Raw genomic sequence first — 16,569 nt, forward strand, 5'->3', positions numbered from 1 at the left:
AATTCTCGAAGCCTTGCGGGTTCTACGTTTCCGATACCTGACACCGCCCCACCCCCACAATAAAACACTCATAAAAATGCTATTTTTTCATTTTTAACCAACCAAAAACTTGCTCAACGGTTAACGCTAATGGAATGCCTTCTAACCCAATTAACGCATCACAATTATTCCGTAACTCTGGTTGTTGTTGAGGCAGAAACACTAAAATTGAACGGTCATCGGGGTCAAGTAGCCATCCCAATTGACACCCATATTGGAGCGCGTGCAGAATATTACCTGTAACTTGATTAGAACTTTGGTTGGGTGAGAGAATTTCAATCATCCAATCTGGTGGGATGACCACATCATCAAGGGGTTCGCCCTGTTGATCAAACTGAATATGTTCCCACCGCAGAACCGCTATATCGGCAACAATTGACCGTCCGCCAAAGGTGCAACGCAATTCAGGAAACGCATAAGCAAGTTGTTCGGCTTCGCTAATATTATTAATCGATTGAATTAACTTACTCTGAAGTCGAGAGTGGCGAGTTTTGGGCATTGGCTTCTGTACAATTTTGCCATCAATATATTCCCTGGCGGGTTGGGTTTCGGGTTGTTGGAGAAATTCGGCTAGGGTAAGCGTTGGGGATGGTGTTTGTAACATTTAGGGAAATATCCAATAGGTTACAATAATAAAATTATTGGATCAGTCTTGCCCAAATCACGATAGATTAATCTTGATTGGGTATCAGGCAAAATGATTAACCCATCTAACAGTTTAGCTGAGAATGAGGACGCGATCGCGCAAATTCTGCCATCAGGGGTTGATAGTCAGCCCTGAATTAAAATACTCGAAGAGAAGCCGCTCCGCGTCTACGGGCTAAGAGCTAAAACCCGTTAAAACGGGTTAATAACCTGATACAATAATTCAGTAAGCTTTAGCTTACTTTAGCTTTGAGCCTGAAATTTATTTCAAGGCTCTCTTTAAATCTTGAAATAACGACATATCAACCCTTGTTATTACCTATGAAAATGGTTAACCTATCTAACAGTTTAGCTGAGAATGAGGACGCGATCGCGCAAATCCTGCTATCAGGGGTTGATAGTGAGGATTAGAGAAAGGATGATAATCATGGCTCGCCTGAACAGTTATTTTACACAATAACCGAAACTGAAGTGGTTTTGGAGGTTTATTCACACGTTCTACCTGTACCTCTAGGTTTAACTTGTGTCGAATTAACTCAAACATTTCTGCCAGCAAATATCGCGGACAATAGCCGACAATGTAGTGGTCTTCTGTGTTTAAAATTAAAGCTTGAGCATCGTAAGGATTTTGAAATTCGTGAGCTAACCATAATTTTTCACCCGATTCAAACTGATTAATCCGCTCAATGGCACAGCTTGGCAAATGCCGCAGCCCATGGGAGAAAAAATATAAATGATACTGTCCTTGTGCGTCAATTTCTGGACAAGGAAAAACGGCGAGTGTATCGGTTTCTCGTTCCCCACCACTGCGGGCTAAAATTGTCATGGGGTCATGTTCATCCTTGGGAATATTTAACCATTCCATAAAACTAGAATAATCTGGACGCGATCGCGACATTAACCGATTCGCAAAAACGGGGAATAATTGAGTTGATGTATAAACTTCATCTAAGTACGGAAACGAAGATAATGGCTGAAAAGCACATTTGGCTTCCGCCTCTTTTACCCCTTGAGTATAAACAAATTGATAAACTCTTCCATCAAAGGTTAACCGACCAATCGAGAACCAATAGCGACTAATCGGATCTTGCCAAGCTAAAAATAGTGTTTTTGGTGTTTTCAAGGTCGTGTTTTCCTCAAGGTAAGTAGCCGATGTTTATTGATGTCCAGAATCTCCTGAGCAAAGTTGATGGCTTCGGGAGAAATGCGCGATCGGTTAATGCGATTAAAGATGGCTAAAGTATTAGCCTTTTGGATCGTTTCTAGCCGCGCTAACCACACAGAAGCCGCTTGGGGATAGCGATGAGCCACCAGTGAGAACACATCAAAGGTTTTAAGCGTTTTTCTATCATCAACACTGCCATAAAACGCCGAAAAACATTTATTGGCATAAGCCTGAACTGAGCGTTTCTGCCTTTGCTCGTCAGAGAGATCGCGTCCTAAACTGGAAGCATGGTCATAGGTTGGTGCTAGGTGTTCAGTTTCAGCGGACGCTGATGCTGTTTTCATGCGAGCAATTCCCCAGTTTTCATGGTGACGATCGCCATTGCCAATCCACGCATCTAGCAGCAGATAACCAACAAACACATCTACTGCTGTTTGGATACCAGAGGGCGGTGTCCAATCAATCGGTAAATGGACAGATTCCCCGGCAATCACCCTCAATACTCTATCTATTGTATGTTGTGATATACCATACGTCCCAAACGCCGGATAGTTCGGCACAATTGAGGAAAGCAGTTCGTTACCATGAACCAGCGTCCCCGATTTCGGTAAAAAGTTAGGTGAAACGACACCGCGATCGCCTTTCCAAGTGAAAGCCAATTCGTAAACCGCATGGGGAAGTCCCAAGAGTTTACATAATTCTGAGGCGACTTTTTCTGCCCAATCTTCCCCCAGGTTAGGTCGGCTTTGCTTATAAAGACAACGACCAAGTTCTTTGTGGTAGAACCAAAATTTATATTTACTCCCTAACGTTTCATTTGAGGAGGCTTCATACGCTTCTTGCGTAACCAGTAAGATTGGGAATTCATCGGTCATAAATCAGAGATACAGTCTCTAACCGTTGGTCGGTCTGCATGAGTTGGTGAACGGAGGGAACTTGCAGGTAGAGTCATAACGGCTACGGTATTGCCTAACCTATCAAAGAATTCAACACTATAACCCGTTTCTAATTCAGCAACGTTATGTTTTTCGACAACTGTACCGATATCACCTGCATAAAGTCCAGCTTCAGGACTATCGCCAAGCAAGATAACGTCTGAATAAAGTTCGTAATCCATGGTATCCTCTATTCATGGCTCTAGTCGCCGTTCAAATAGCAATCGTTATAACCCCAATTCTTCTCGCAATGATTGCAGTGAAATGGTTGCTTTTTCCTGAGATAGTTCTCTTAAAAATGCCATAAATTCAGTATTATGTTTCAGTAGTTCCACTTCCACCGCAAACTCATCGACGGGGGCGAGGGCAAACAGTGCGCCGTCGGGCTTGCGTAAAACGATAGCTTCTCCTTGTGCCAGCGTCATGACCTCATCTAGCGTAAGTTGTCCACTTTCTACGTTGATAATTTTCATATCTGAACCTCTTTACCACCAATGTAAAGTGTATTGTGTTCTTTGTGTCCCACAGCCTTGATCTGAACGATACAGGAATCGTCTTCTATAACTACATCATAGAAAACCCGATAGTTATCCACTCGCAGTTCCCAATCGGATAGTTCATTTTCTCCCAGTCGTTTTCTGTTTCTAGTTTCTAGTGTGGGTTCATTGGATAGCTGTGCTTCGATAGAATCAAGAATAGTTTTTTGGGCAAATTTTCTATAGGCGCGTATATGATTGGCAGCTATAGGAGTAAAGTTAATCTCGAATTTCATTGCATGGAAAAGAACCGTTTATGGCTGTAGGGGCGACCCGCCTGCATCAATGAAAAATGGTGTCCATTCAATTGACTCGGGTCGCCCTGTGATCAAATCCTTGGGAAATGGTGCGTTACGCTACGCTAACGCACCCTACTGGCGTGACTCAGCTAAAATGGTGCAATAGATTGGGTACGTAGTGAGGGCTTTAGCCCTCTCCAGCTAGGCGTTAGAGAACTAAAGTTCTCACTACAAACAAAGTCCTAAGCTGGGTCAGTCCACTACGGTAAGCACTAGCTACCGCTAATCCGGGCTAAATCGCGGGCGTTTTCTTCAAACGCCGCCGTCAGCGCATCATCGCCACTTAACCCCGCTTCCTCAGCTTTATGCAGACAAGCCAATACCCGCTTGTAATCCTTCGGTATCACCTTGACAAACTTCGGCACCATTTCTGTCCAATTTGCCAAGATAGTTAACCCTAATTGACTCTTGGTGTACTCGACGTGTTTAGCAATCATTTGGTGGATGATTTCAATTTCCTCCTCATCTTCCAGTTTCTCTAAGTCGGACATCTGGGTATTGCAACGAGTAGCAAAATCACCTTTCTCATCCAACACATAGGCGACACCGCCACTCATTCCCGCCGCAAAGTTGCGCCCAGTTGGACCCAAAACCACTACTTTACCGCCCGTCATATATTCGCAGCCATGATCACCCACGGCTTCCACTACCGCGTTAACCCCTGAGTTGCGAACACAGAACCGTTCACCAGCCATTCCCCGAATATAGACTTCACCCGCCGTTGCGCCATAGAGGGCGACATTCCCGACGATGATATTTTCACGGGGGACAAAGGTGGAACGGGCGGGGGGATAGAGGATTAATTTACCTCCAGATAATCCTTTGCCAAAGTAGTCATTGGCATCTCCTTCGAGTTCTAAGGTGACACCCTTGGGGACAAATGCGCCAAAGCTTTGACCCGCACTTCCTTGGAAATGCAGATGGATGGTATCCTCCGGTAACCCCTGCCAATGGCGCTTGGTGATTTCATTGCCTAAAATCGTGCCAACCGCCCGATTGGTATTCTGAATCGGTAGGGTAGCGGTTACTTTTTCACCCTTGGCGATCGCGCCTTTGCATAAATCTAGCAGAACCCTCATATCCAGGGACTTATCCAGCCCATGATCCTGGGGAATCTGACAGTAGCGCCCAATTTCGGGTCCTACATCCGGTTGATAGAGAATCTGGGATAAATCCAATCCCTTAGCCTTCCAATGATCCACCGCCGGCTTCGCTTCTAAGACATCCACACGCCCTACCATTTCATTTAGGGTGCGGAATCCCAGTTGTGCCATGATTTCCCGCACTTCTTGGGCGACAAAGGTCATGAAGTTTACTGTATGATCCGGATTGCCGATGAAACTCTGACGCAGCACCGGGTTCTGGGTGGCAATTCCCGCCGGACAGGTGTTTTTTTGACAAACTCGCATCATAATGCAGCCCAGGGTCACTAGAGGTGCGGTAGAGAAGCCAAATTCCTCTGCCCCTAACAGCGCCGCCATGACCACATCGCGCCCGGTTTTCATTTGACCATCGGTTTCCACCACAATCCGCGATCGCAAATCGTTCAATACCAGAGTTTGATGGGTTTCCGCCACCCCTAATTCCCAGGGTAATCCGGCGTGTTTAATCGAGGTTTGCGGTGATGCACCCGTTCCGCCATCAAAACCCGAAATGAGTACCACATCCGCATGGGCTTTGGCAACCCCCGCCGCGATCGTTCCTACCCCCACCTCAGACACCAGTTTCACATTAATCCGGGCGTTGCGGTTGGCGTTTTTCAAGTCATGAATTAACTCGGCTAAGTCTTCAATTGAGTAGATATCGTGGTGCGGTGGGGGTGAGATTAAGCCGACTCCCGGCGTCGAGTTGCGGACTTTGGCAATCCAAGGATACACCTTGCGCCCCGGTAACTGTCCCCCTTCTCCCGGTTTCGCCCCCTGCGCCATCTTGATTTGGAGTTCCTTGGCTTGAGACAAATACAAACTGTTGACGCCAAACCGCCCCGATGCGACTTGTTTTATCCCGCTGTTCTTAGAATCGCCATTTTCATTTGTCCAGGTATAGCGTTCGGGATCTTCTCCGCCTTCCCCGGTATTGGATTTTCCGCCAATTCGGTTCATGGCGATGGCTAGGGATTCGTGGGCTTCTTTGGAGATGGAACCATAACTCATCGCCCCAGTTTTGAAGCGTCGGGTAATCGCCTCCACGGGTTCCACTTCTTCTAAGGGAATGGGGTCGCGTTTTTTGAATTGTAGGAGTCCGCGTAGGGTAAAATGTTGCTTGGTCTGCTCATTAATTAGGGTAGCGTATTCTTTATACAGGTCATAGCTACCCTGACGCACGGCATTTTGCAGGGCGTGGATGGTTTGCGGACTTAATAGGTGTGCTTCCCCGTCTTTGCGCCACTGATATTCCCCGCCTGCATCTAGGGTATGTCCATTCACTTCTCGGTCTGGGAAAGCGTAACTATGACGCATAATGGCTTCTTGGGCAATTACGTCTAAATCCGCCCCTTCAATCCGAGTAGCTGTCCAAGTAAAGTATTTATCAACAAGTGCTTGTTTGAGTCCAATGGTTTCAAAGATTTGGGCACCGCGATAGCTTTGGATGGTGGAAATGCCAATCTTGGAGGCGACTTTAATTACCCCTTTGGTGGCGGCTTTGATATAGTTTTTCTGGGCTGTTTTGCGATCAATATTTTCCAGCAAACCCTGACTGATCATATCGTCAATGGTTTCAAACATCAGATAGGGATTAATCCCACCGCAACCATACCCGATAAGCAGCGCATGATGATGAACTTCGCGAGGTTCGCCGGATTCTAAGACGATTCCCACTTTGGTGCGGGTTTTTTTGCGGATTAGGTGGTGATGTAACCCAGCCACCGCCAGTAAAGCCGGGATGGGTGCATGGTCTTTGTCAATGCCGCGATCGCTCAAAATAATTATAGTCGTCCCGTCGGCGATCGCACTATCCGCTTTGGCGAAAATCTCCTCCATCGCCGTTTCCAATCCCTTCACCCCAGCCTTGGGGTCAAATAGAATCGGAAGGGTAATGGATTTAAACTCCCCTTCGGAGACATATTTCAGCTTTGCCAATTCCTCGTTGTTTAAAATCGGCGTTTTCAGTTCAATTAAATGACAACTCTGGGGTTCGGGTTCGAGTAAATTGCGTTCTGAACCAATTGTGGTTTCCGCTGAGGTGATAATTTCTTCCCGAATCGAATCAATCGGGGGATTGGTGACTTGGGCAAACAGTTGCTGGAAATAATTGTAAAGTAACTTCGGGCGATCGGATAACACCGCCAACGGCGTATCTGAACCCATGGAACCCACAGCTTCTACCCCATTCTGTGCCATTGGTGCCATTAGCATCCGCAATTCCTCGAAGGTATAGCCGAATGCGATTTGTCGTTGAATTAGGGTGTCGGGTTCCGATTGGGGGACTTCTGGCGCATCTTTTAACTGTGCCAGTTCGACCATGTATTCGTCAATCCACTCTTGGTAGGGATGTTCGGTAATAATTGCCTGTTTCAATTCCTCATCAGCAATAATCCGCCCCTCTTCCATATTCACCAAGAACATCCGCCCGGGTTGCAAGCGCCCTTTAAACGCCACGTCTTCGGGTTCCACGGGTAAAACTCCGGCTTCCGATGCCATAATTACCCGATCATCCTTGGTCACATAATACCGCGATGGACGCAACCCATTCCGATCCAAAACTGCCCCAATCGTCGTACCATCGGTAAAGGCGATAGACGCAGGACCATCCCAGGGTTCCATCAGACAGGAGTGATACTCATAGAATGCCTTTGTCTCCGCACTCATCGACTCATGATTTGTCCAAGGTTCGGGAATCATCATCATTACCGCATGGGGTAAAGAACGCCCAGAAAGAACTAACATTTCTAGGGAGTTATCGAATATCGCCGAGTCACTCCCCTCTAAATCAATAACGGGCTGAATTTTCTCTAAGTCATCGCCAAACAACTCAGACTTAAACAGCGACTGTCGGGCGTGCATCCAGTTAATATTACCCCGTAAGGTATTAATTTCCCCATTATGGGCGATGTAGCGATAGGGGTGGGCGCGTTCCCAACTGGGGAAGGTGTTGGTACTAAACCGGGAATGCACCAAGGCTAGGGCGCTTTTGAGATCCGGATCATGGAGTTCGGGATAATATTGTCCCACCTGTATCGGCGTCAGCATCCCTTTGTACACAATCGTCCGACAGGAGAGGCTGGCTGTATACCAACAGGGGTCAACCTCTGACTGGCTAATTTCTTTTTCCGCCCGTTTCAGGATCACATAGAGTTTCCGTTCAAAGGCTAAATCATCAGTTAGGTTGGGGGAACGCTGGAGGAACACCTGTTGCATAAAGGGTTCACCCAGTTTAGCGATACTTCCCAGGGGGGAGTCATCCACGGGAACATCCCGCCATCCTAGAACTCTTTGCCCTTCTTCGGTGGCAATTTTCTCAAAAATCTGGCGACTCTGCTGGCGAATCATTGAATCAGGGGAGGTAAAAATCGCCCCCACTCCATATTCACCCGCTTCCGGTAGGGTAATGTTATCGGCGGCGGCGACTTTCCGCATAAACTGATCTGGGATTTGGATTAAAATCCCCGCACCGTCTCCAGTGTTCGGTTCACAACCACACGCGCCGCGATGTTCCAGGTTTGCCAGAATCGTTAGCCCTTGTTCCACGATATCGTGGGACTTATTCCCCTTCATCTGCACGACGAATCCGACACCGCAAGCATCGTGTTCAAACTGTGGATCGTATAAACCTTGTTTTTTCGGCAGTTGGTTGCTTTTCATCTCAAAATGACCCAAAAACGACGAGGGTTGTAGGGGCACCATCCTTGCGCCCGTTTTTCAGTGTAGAGGTTGGAAAGCTATCTGGTGTAACGTAGCGGAAATCAGTATCCAGTGGAAAAAGGTGCAACAGCTTACTATACAAGCGTTTTTTATTCTACCTTCTGCCTTGGAGTCTCGGAGCCTTCTGCCTTTTACCTTAACGGCGGGTATCTCCGCTGTGACACCATCAGCTTGTTGGATTACGATAAACCAACTCCACCAGAAGTACAAGCCACGCTTTAACAAAACGATAAGATTTGGGGGATTTGGCTTTAATTTAGTTAAGGGTTGAGTTTTGTCGGAAAATGCTTCAAAAAAACAGTATAGTCTGATACTGAATTGCAAAAAGTCATAATTTCTTGATCGCGTTGGGTGGGTTAGGTTCAAAAGCGTCATTCAATAAAGGGCGCATAGACGTGCGCCCCTACAAATACCCACCGATTATGGAGAACACAGGATAGTTCTAAGTTTTTCCGGAATCTCTTCAAAATGCTCTAACAAAAAATCCATAATTGCCAAATGGCGCAAATCAACGGGTTTAGGAGGGCGATGTCCTTGACCTCGGTTAAACCAACATTGTACGGTTCCTAGAGAGCGATCGCAAATATGAGAAATTTGTTCATAGGTGACATCCCATTTAGCATAAAAGTCCCTGGGTGTCATCCCTAATTCACAGTAACAATAAAGGTCAATGATGTACTGTTCACGCCGAGTAATCGGGCGAGGCTGGTGGGGATAGTCGGTATTGTAGCGTCCTCTGGGGCTACGCAGAGATGGCGTGACTATTGCACGGCGAGACTGGCTGGAATAAAGGTAGGAATAGCTATTCTCTTCGCTGACTGCAACAGTATCGGGCATTTTTTCCAAGTCCTCTTCCCAAGCCATATCTGCGGTGATCCAAGCTGCACTCGGCGAATCGGGGGCGAGTTGAATCAGGTAGCATATCGTCCACTGATTGCCATCGTGATTATATTCATAGAAGCGCCCCAGAATCACGCCCCAATCAGGATTTGGAGTTTTCCATTGAACGCGATCGCCTTCTTTGTAGCGGGGGGTAGGGAATGGCAAATGGCGATTGTAACAATTCTCCCCCTGCTCCCCCTGCTCCCCCTGCTCCCCCTGCTCCTCCATCTCCTCACCATGACGCAGGGTATTTAATGCGCCAGCGATGAGTTTACCGTTGAGGCTTTGGGTTAACTGCTGAATAAACAGTTTGGCGAGGATTTTGACTTCAGCATCGGTTAGATGCATTTGGGATGCATCGAAGTCAACGTCGCTGTAGTGCTTGAGATGGGAGAGGAGTTGGGTAACGCCAACATCCTCTAACCCTTGCTGGGCTGTGGTTTCGGCGGTGTAGCAGGTATCGAATTGAGGCGGTAAATATCTCATAGTATCTTGGCTATCTTATGTGCTTGTGATAATAATATAACAAAATTAATAAAATAAACACCCTTTTCTCTCAAAAAAAAGAGCAAAGGTAAACCATTTGATCCAAAAAAGGTAGGGTGGGTTAGGCGGCATTTAATCGAGGCGAATAACCATTCAATGAAGTATCCGCTGTAACCCACCGATGTTCAGGTGAGGAATTTTAAAAGTTTGTAGTTTGTCGTAAGGGATGCGAGCCTATCTTTGCTTAAATTACAACCCCTTGAACAAATTTAGTTTAAAAGCGCCATTGAATAAAGGGCGGGTTTTGTTATTCAGTTATCGTTAACTAGCCCAATTGAGTCCCTAAACCCGCCCCTACAATAGATTGATATTTTTTATTTACATTAGTGCCGTAGGGTGGGTTAGGCAGCATTTAATAGAGTCGAATAACCATTCAATGAAGTATCCGCAGTAACCCACCGATGTTCGTAGTTTGTCGTAAGAGAACCTTAGCCTATCTTTGCTTAAATTACAGAACCCTTGAACAAATTGAGTTTAAAAGCGCCATTGAATAAAGGGCGGGTTTTGTTGTTCATTTATGGTTAAGCCACCCAATTTAGTCCCTAAACCCGCCCCTACAATAGATTGATATTTTTACATTAGTGTCGTAGGGTGGGTTAGGCGGCATTTAATAGAAGCGAATAACCATTCAATGAAGTATCCGCTGTAACCCACCGATGTTCAGGTGAGGAATTTTAAAAGTTTGTAGTTTGTCGTAAGGGATGCGAGCCTATCTTTGCTTAAATTACAGAACCCTGGGACAAATTGAGTTCAAAAGTGCCATTGAATAAAGGGCGGGTTTTGTTGTTCAGTTATCGTTAACTAGCCCAATTTAGTTCCTAAACCCGCCCCTACAATAGATTGATATTTTTTATTTACATTAGTGCCGTAGGGTGGGTTAGGCGGCATTTAATAGAGTCGAATAACCATTCAATGAAGTATCCGCTGTAACCCACCGATGTTCGTAGTTTGTAGTAAGAGAACCTTAGCCTATCTTTGCTTAAATTACAACCCCTTGAACAAATTGAGTTCAAAAGCGCCATTGAATAAAGGGCGGGTTTTGTTATTCAGTTATCGTTAAGCCACCCAATTGAGTCCCTAAACCCGCCCCTACAATAGATTGATATTTTTTATTTACATTAGTGCCGTAGGGTGGGTTAGGCGGCATTTAATCGAAGCGAATAACCATTCAATTAAGTGTCCGCAGTAACCCACCGATGTTCGTAATTTGTAGTAAGAGAACCTTAGCCTATCTTTGCTTAAATTACAGAACCCTGGGACAAATTGAGTTCAAAAGCGCCATTGAATAAAGGGCGGGTTTTGTTGTTCATTTATGGTTAAGCCACCCAATTTAGTCCCTAAACCCGCCCCTACAATAGATTGATATTTTTTATTTACATTAGTGTCGTAGGGTGGGTTAGGCGGCATTTAATCGAAGCGAATAACCATTCAATTAAGTATCCGCTGTAACCCACCGATGTTCAGGTGAGGAATTTTAAAGGTTTGTAGTTTGTCGTAAGGGATGCGAGCCTATCTTTGCTTAAATTACAACCCCTTGAACAAATTTAGTTTAAAAGCGCCATTGAATAAAGGGCGGGTTTTGTTGTTCAGTTATCGTTAACTAGCCCAATTGAGTCCCTAAACCCGCCCCTACAATAGATTGATATTTTTACATTAGTGTCGTAGGGTGGGTTAGGCGGCATTTAATCGAAGCGAATAACCATTCAATTAAGTGTCCAACCTAACCCACCGATGTTCAGGTGAGGAATTTCTAAAGTTTGTAGTTTGTCGTAAGAGAACCTTAGCCTATCTTTGCTTAAATTACAGATTCCTTGAACAAATTGAGTTTAAAAGTGCCATTGAATAAAGGGCGGGTTTTGTTGTTCATTTATGGTTAAGCCACCCAATTTAGTCCCTAAACCCGCCCCTACAATAGATTGATATTTTTACATTAGTGTCGTAGGGTGGGTTAGGCGGCATTTAATCGAAGCGAATAACCATTCAATTAAGTGTCCAACCTAACCCACCGATGTTCAGGTGAGGAATTTCTAAAGTTTGTAGTTTGTCGTAAGGGATGCGAGCCTATCTTTGCTTAAATTACAACCCCTTGAACAAATTGAGTTCAAAAGCGCCATTGAATAAAGGGCGGGTTTTGTTGTTCAGTTATCGTTAAGCCACCCAATTGAGTTCCTAAACCCGCCCCTACAATAGATTGATATTTTTTATTTACATTAGTGACGTAGGGTGGGTTAGGCGGCATTTAATAGAGTCGAATAACCATTCAATGAAGTATCCGCTGTAACCCACCGATGTTCGTAGTTTGTAGTAAGAGAACCTTAGCCTATCTTTGCTTAAATTACAGAACCCTTGAACAAATTGAGTTCAAAAGCGCCATTAAATAAAGGGCGGGTTTTGTTGTTCAGTTATCGTTAAGCCACCCAATTGAGTCCCTAAACCCGCCCCTACATTCTTGCTCCCCTCTCCCCAGAGTGGGAGAGGGGTTGGGGGAGAGGGGTTTCTTTAACTTAAAACGCATAACCTCAGTGCGCCCCTACATTATCCCCCCATAAAAATCATCGCTCCATCGGTGTCCAATCCCCCGAAGGAATAAACGCCGCCCAATAATACGGATGCTGATATTCTCCACTCTCTATCATCTCCAACTGCGTCTGACGCAACGCCTCACTGCGTCCCTGATTTTCCCTTAATTTCTGATAGTAGTTCACCATTAAATCCTTCGTCGCCGTATCGGAAACCTTCCACAAACTCATCACCTGACTCTCCGCCCCCGCTAAGACTAACGCCCGCCGTAATCCATAGATTCCTTCCCCTGCATCAATATTTCCTAATCCTGTATCACAAGCGGATAACACCACTAACTTGGTTCCGACTAAATCTAAGGCTGAGACTTCCTGCGCCGTGAGAATCCCATCCTCTCCGCCATCGTCACCGCCTACGCTGTATCCGGCTAAGACTAATCCAGATAGGAGTAAAGGGTTATTATTAATTGTGTCTGCTCCAGCTTCGGATTGGGGATTGGATTCAAAGAAGCCGTGAGTGGCAATATGTAAAATTGAGGGACTATTGACCTGTTTTACCGCTCGTTCTGTTGCTCGATTTCCCATTAATGGGGTAATATTTAATAACTGACCAATCGCTTCAGCTTCCTCAGCGGTTCCGGGGAGAGGAGCAAAGGTTATTTGGGATAAATCAATAAAGCGAATGTCAGCAACGAATTCACCGGGACGCTGAAAGTAGGGGTCAGCAATCAGTACCGGATTATCGTGACTTGGAAAAGGGGTTTGTAGTCGCAGTAAGTCCCGTCCAGAGGTAAGATAGGTAAAGGAATAGGTTTCCACTAAATAGCGGTTACTTTCATCAACTAAAGCTTCAAAGGGAATCAAACTGAGAGCGCCATCGGGAGCAATCAGGATATGGCGAGAATTGCCAAGCTTTTCTCGAATTGGTGCCATGATTACTTTATCTAATGCACGAGCCGATTGTTGAATTAGGGGAATGGGAAGTTGAGTACCGTTTTGGAATAGTTGGCGAAAATCCGTTATTCTTTTCTCAATCGTATCCGCTGCACCTAAATCAATCGCTTCCGGTTCTCCTGTGGAGGAGAGAATGTAAGCCGCATAACGCGGTGCATCATAACTATCATCACTGGGATTGTAGGGAAAGTAGCGTACCAGTTCCACTAATACCGCATCGTCGGGAATTAAAGGTTGAATCGTTTCGATAGTGACGGGTTTCGATTCAATCCGGAATTGTTCACTGTGGCGAGACAGTTGATTTTCCAATTGTTGCACTCGTTGTTCTACCGAGGCGAGTTGAGTGCGGTAGTCTTCTGAAGCTGAGATTATATCATTGTCTGATGTCTTATATATTAGATTAGCCAGTTGACTATAAGCCTCAGAGAGTTCATCTAATAATGTCTGGTTTTCAGGAGTCAGGTTTTGGCGCAGGCGTTGCAGACTATTGGTGGACACATCTAAAATGCGTCCCTTGCGTCGGAAGATGGTGGTTAAGGCTAAGTTAGCGGCTTTGGGATTATTGGGAGCATGATGGAGATGGAACGAGGGAGCAAAATTGGTACTCCCAGATAGGGTTTGTAAGTAATCCCGTTTCTGGCGTTCAAATCCAGAGGCGAGGTTGTAGGCGAGGTTGTATTCTTCGACATTTAATCCTTGTTGGAGGAAGGTGAGGGTATTGTCGATGTCATTGAGATTGGCGTAGAGTAGAGCTAGATTATTCAGGGATTGTGCTACATCAGGATGTTCTTCTCCCAGGAGGCGTTTACTCATCTCTAAGGCTTGGCGATAGAGGGGTTCGGCTTCAGAGTAGCGTCCTTGATATAAGTACAATCCTGCCAGATTATTCAGGGAAGTTGCCACATCAGGATGTTCTTGTCCCAGGAGGCGTTTACTCATCTCTAAGGCTTGGCGATAGAGGGGTTCGGCTTCAGAGTAGCGTCCTTGATTATCGTACAATGCTGCCAGATTATTCAGGGAAGTTGCCACATCAGGATGTTCTTGTCCCAGGAGGCGTTTTCTCATCTCTAAGGCTTGGCGATAGAGGGGTTCGGCTTCAGAGTAGCGTCCTTGATTATCGTACAATGCTGCCAGATTATTCAGGGAAAGTGCCACATGAGGATGTTCTTCTCCCAGGAGGCGTTTACTCATCTCTAAAGCTTGGCGCAACAGGGGTTCGGCTTCTGTGTAGCGTCCTTGACTTTGGTACGATCCTGCCAGATTATTCAGGGAAGTTGCCACAGCAGGATGATCCTGTCCCAGGAGGCGTTTTCTCATCTCTAAAGCTTGGCGCAACAGGGGTTCGGCTTCTGTGTAGCGTCCTTGACTTTCGTACAAATATGCCAGATTATTCAGGGAGGTAGCTACCAGAGGATGTTCTTCTCCCAGGAGGCGTTTATACATCTCTAAGGCTTGGCGATAGAGGGGTTCGGCTTCTGTGTAGCGTCCTTGACTTTCGTACAAATATGCCAGATTATTCAGGGAGGTTGCCACATGAGGATGTTCTTCTCCCAGGAGGCGTTTTTTCATCTCTAAAGCTTGGCGATAGAGGGGTTCGGCTTCTGTGTAGCGTCCTTGATTTCGGTACAGAATTCCTAAATAATTTAGGCTATAGGTAATATCCAGATGGTCTTCCCCATAAACGCTCTGATAAAGCCTCAGCATCCGTTCGGCTAAGGGAATCGCCTCATTATATTTCCCTTGATTGTAGAGTTGTTCAACTTGCTGCTTGAGTCGGTTGGCTTCCGCTAAGTCATCGGTGGAGTTAGCGATGAGGGAGTCTGGATGGGGGAGGGAAGACGGAGGCGGTGATTGAGTTAGGGCGATTTGGGGGAGGGATAGGGATAAGCCAGCTAGAGATAATCCTGCAAACAAGAGTGTAGTGAGTCGAGTATTCTGATTTGTCATCCTAGTCGTCTCCCTTGTTCAATCCAATACAAACTTGAGATGATTCATTTAGTTTATCCCTAGAACGGATAAAGTCAATCCACGTAGGGGCGCACCGACGTGCGCCCTTTATTCGATGACGTGCGCCCTTTATTCGATGACGTGCGCCCTTTATTCGATGACGTGCTTCCTAATTAAGCTGTCATGCATTTAAATTGGGTATTAGGAACCTTAGCCCTTCTTTTTTAATTAAGGCGGTAACTCTTTAATCACCCATCCAACCGAACCCACCGATAATCAGGTCGGGAATAGTTTAAAATGGAATCGGGTAGCAAGGAAGTAGTGCATGGCAAAGGACATCTACCACGATACAGTAAGGACTGCCTTAGAGAAAGATGGCTGGACAATTACTGATGATCCATTAACCTTAACCGTTGGCAAACGCGAGGTATTTGTAGACTTAGCCGCAGAAAAACCCCTAACCGCTGAACGTCAGGGTGAAAAAATAGCTGTTGAAGTCAAAAGCTTCATTAGTCCATCTCCCGTCAAAGACTTACAAAATGCGATAGGGCAATATATCCTCTACGCCGAACTCTTAGCACTGTCACAGCCAGAACGTCGTTTATATCTGGCGATTCGAGAAGAAATCTATGTTGATTTTTTCGCTGAACCTATTGTGCAAATTGTTCTCGCTAATCATCCCATTAAACTTATTATATTTAATTCAATTGATGAGGTTCTTGTGAAATGGATACACTAGAGCAATATCGGTATTTTGTTCAAATAATTATTTCAAAGTATGCGAAAATTTATCCCAGCAATGCTGACATTAATAATATGCTGATTGTTAGCGAAGACCACAATCAATTTCTGCTAATGCAGGAAGGATGGGATAAGAAAAAACGTATTCATCATTGTCTAATTCATGTTCAAATTGTCAATGGGAAGGTCTGGATTCATTTTGACGGAACTGAGGATGGAATTACGGACGAACTGGTCACGGCGGGAATTCCTAAAGATAAAATTGTGTTAGGTTTTCATCCTCCCTACGTGCGACAGCACACTGACTATGCTATGGCTTAAAGTGCTAATTGAAGATAGGGTACAGGTCATTAATAAAGGGTACATATCATTAAATAAAGAGCGCACATTATTAAATAAAGGGACACACATCATTAAATAAAGAGCGCACATTATTAAATAAAGGGACACACATCATTAAATAAAGAGCGCACATTATTAAATAAAGGGACACACATCA

The 16,569-nt window shown here is 45.3% G+C and carries 11 protein-coding genes; 2 read left to right on the forward strand and 9 right to left on the reverse strand.

The genetic code is table 11. The features are described 5' to 3' along the window. Positions 1 to 79: 79 nt before the first annotated feature. The 9 genes from MC7420_RS03245 to MC7420_RS03290 form a co-directional block, all read right to left on the reverse strand. On the reverse strand, positions 80 to 643 hold the full coding sequence (locus MC7420_RS03245) for a Uma2 family endonuclease (RefSeq protein WP_006098609.1): 564 nt from the start codon (positions 641 to 643) through the stop codon (positions 80 to 82). Between the two features lie 381 nt (positions 644 to 1,024). Continuing rightward, on the reverse strand, positions 1,025 to 1,807 hold the full coding sequence (locus MC7420_RS03250) for an HIRAN domain-containing protein (RefSeq protein ID WP_006098673.1): 783 nt from the start codon (positions 1,805 to 1,807) through the stop codon (positions 1,025 to 1,027). Then, the gene (locus MC7420_RS03255; protein ID WP_198016371.1) at positions 1,804 to 2,724 is read right to left on the reverse strand and encodes a hypothetical protein; all 921 of its coding nucleotides are present in this window, start codon (positions 2,722 to 2,724) and stop codon (positions 1,804 to 1,806) included. The genes MC7420_RS03250 and MC7420_RS03255 overlap by 4 nt, the downstream gene beginning before the upstream one ends. After that, a complete protein-coding gene (locus tag MC7420_RS03260; RefSeq protein WP_044204694.1) occupies positions 2,721 to 2,966 on the reverse strand; it encodes a DUF4926 domain-containing protein in 246 nt (81 codons plus the stop codon). The genes MC7420_RS03255 and MC7420_RS03260 overlap by 4 nt, the downstream gene beginning before the upstream one ends. Positions 2,967 to 3,011: 45 nt before the next feature. Further along, positions 3,012 to 3,257, reverse strand: a complete 246-nt coding sequence (locus MC7420_RS03265; protein WP_006098702.1) for a hypothetical protein — start codon at positions 3,255 to 3,257, stop codon at positions 3,012 to 3,014. Beyond that, the gene (locus tag MC7420_RS03270) at positions 3,254 to 3,556 is read right to left on the reverse strand and encodes a type II toxin-antitoxin system RelE family toxin (protein ID WP_044204696.1); all 303 of its coding nucleotides are present in this window, start codon (positions 3,554 to 3,556) and stop codon (positions 3,254 to 3,256) included. Before MC7420_RS03270 ends, MC7420_RS03265 begins: the two co-directional genes overlap by 4 nt. A gap of 275 nt (positions 3,557 to 3,831) precedes the next feature. Then, positions 3,832 to 8,421, reverse strand: a complete 4,590-nt coding sequence (gene gltB / locus MC7420_RS03275; RefSeq protein ID WP_044204949.1) for a glutamate synthase large subunit — start codon at positions 8,419 to 8,421, stop codon at positions 3,832 to 3,834. Positions 8,422 to 8,901: 480 nt separating this feature from the next. Beyond that, positions 8,902 to 9,849 (reverse strand): hypothetical protein, encoded by a 948-nt coding sequence (locus MC7420_RS37745; protein ID WP_006098627.1) that lies wholly within the window; start codon positions 9,847 to 9,849, stop codon positions 8,902 to 8,904. A gap of 2,612 nt (positions 9,850 to 12,461) precedes the next feature. Further along, positions 12,462 to 15,329 carry a CHAT domain-containing tetratricopeptide repeat protein gene (locus MC7420_RS03290; RefSeq protein WP_006098539.1) on the reverse strand — a complete coding sequence of 956 codons (2,868 nt, stop codon included), beginning with the start codon at positions 15,327 to 15,329 and terminating at the stop codon, positions 12,462 to 12,464. A gap of 325 nt (positions 15,330 to 15,654) precedes the next feature. Here MC7420_RS03290 and MC7420_RS03295 point away from each other — a divergent pair, with 325 nt between their 5' ends. Both MC7420_RS03295 and MC7420_RS03300 read left to right on the forward strand, forming a co-directional pair. Beyond that, positions 15,655 to 16,068: an element excision factor XisH family protein gene (locus MC7420_RS03295; RefSeq protein ID WP_006098561.1), complete on the forward strand. Its 414-nt coding sequence runs from the start codon at positions 15,655 to 15,657 to the stop codon at positions 16,066 to 16,068. After that, positions 16,056 to 16,391 (forward strand): XisI protein, encoded by a 336-nt coding sequence (locus tag MC7420_RS03300; protein ID WP_006098649.1) that lies wholly within the window; start codon positions 16,056 to 16,058, stop codon positions 16,389 to 16,391. Before MC7420_RS03295 ends, MC7420_RS03300 begins: the two co-directional genes overlap by 13 nt. Positions 16,392 to 16,569 lie beyond the last annotated feature (178 nt).

Source organism: Coleofasciculus chthonoplastes PCC 7420 (assembly GCF_000155555.1).
Taxonomy (GTDB): domain Bacteria; phylum Cyanobacteriota; class Cyanobacteriia; order Cyanobacteriales; family Coleofasciculaceae; genus Coleofasciculus; species Coleofasciculus chthonoplastes_A.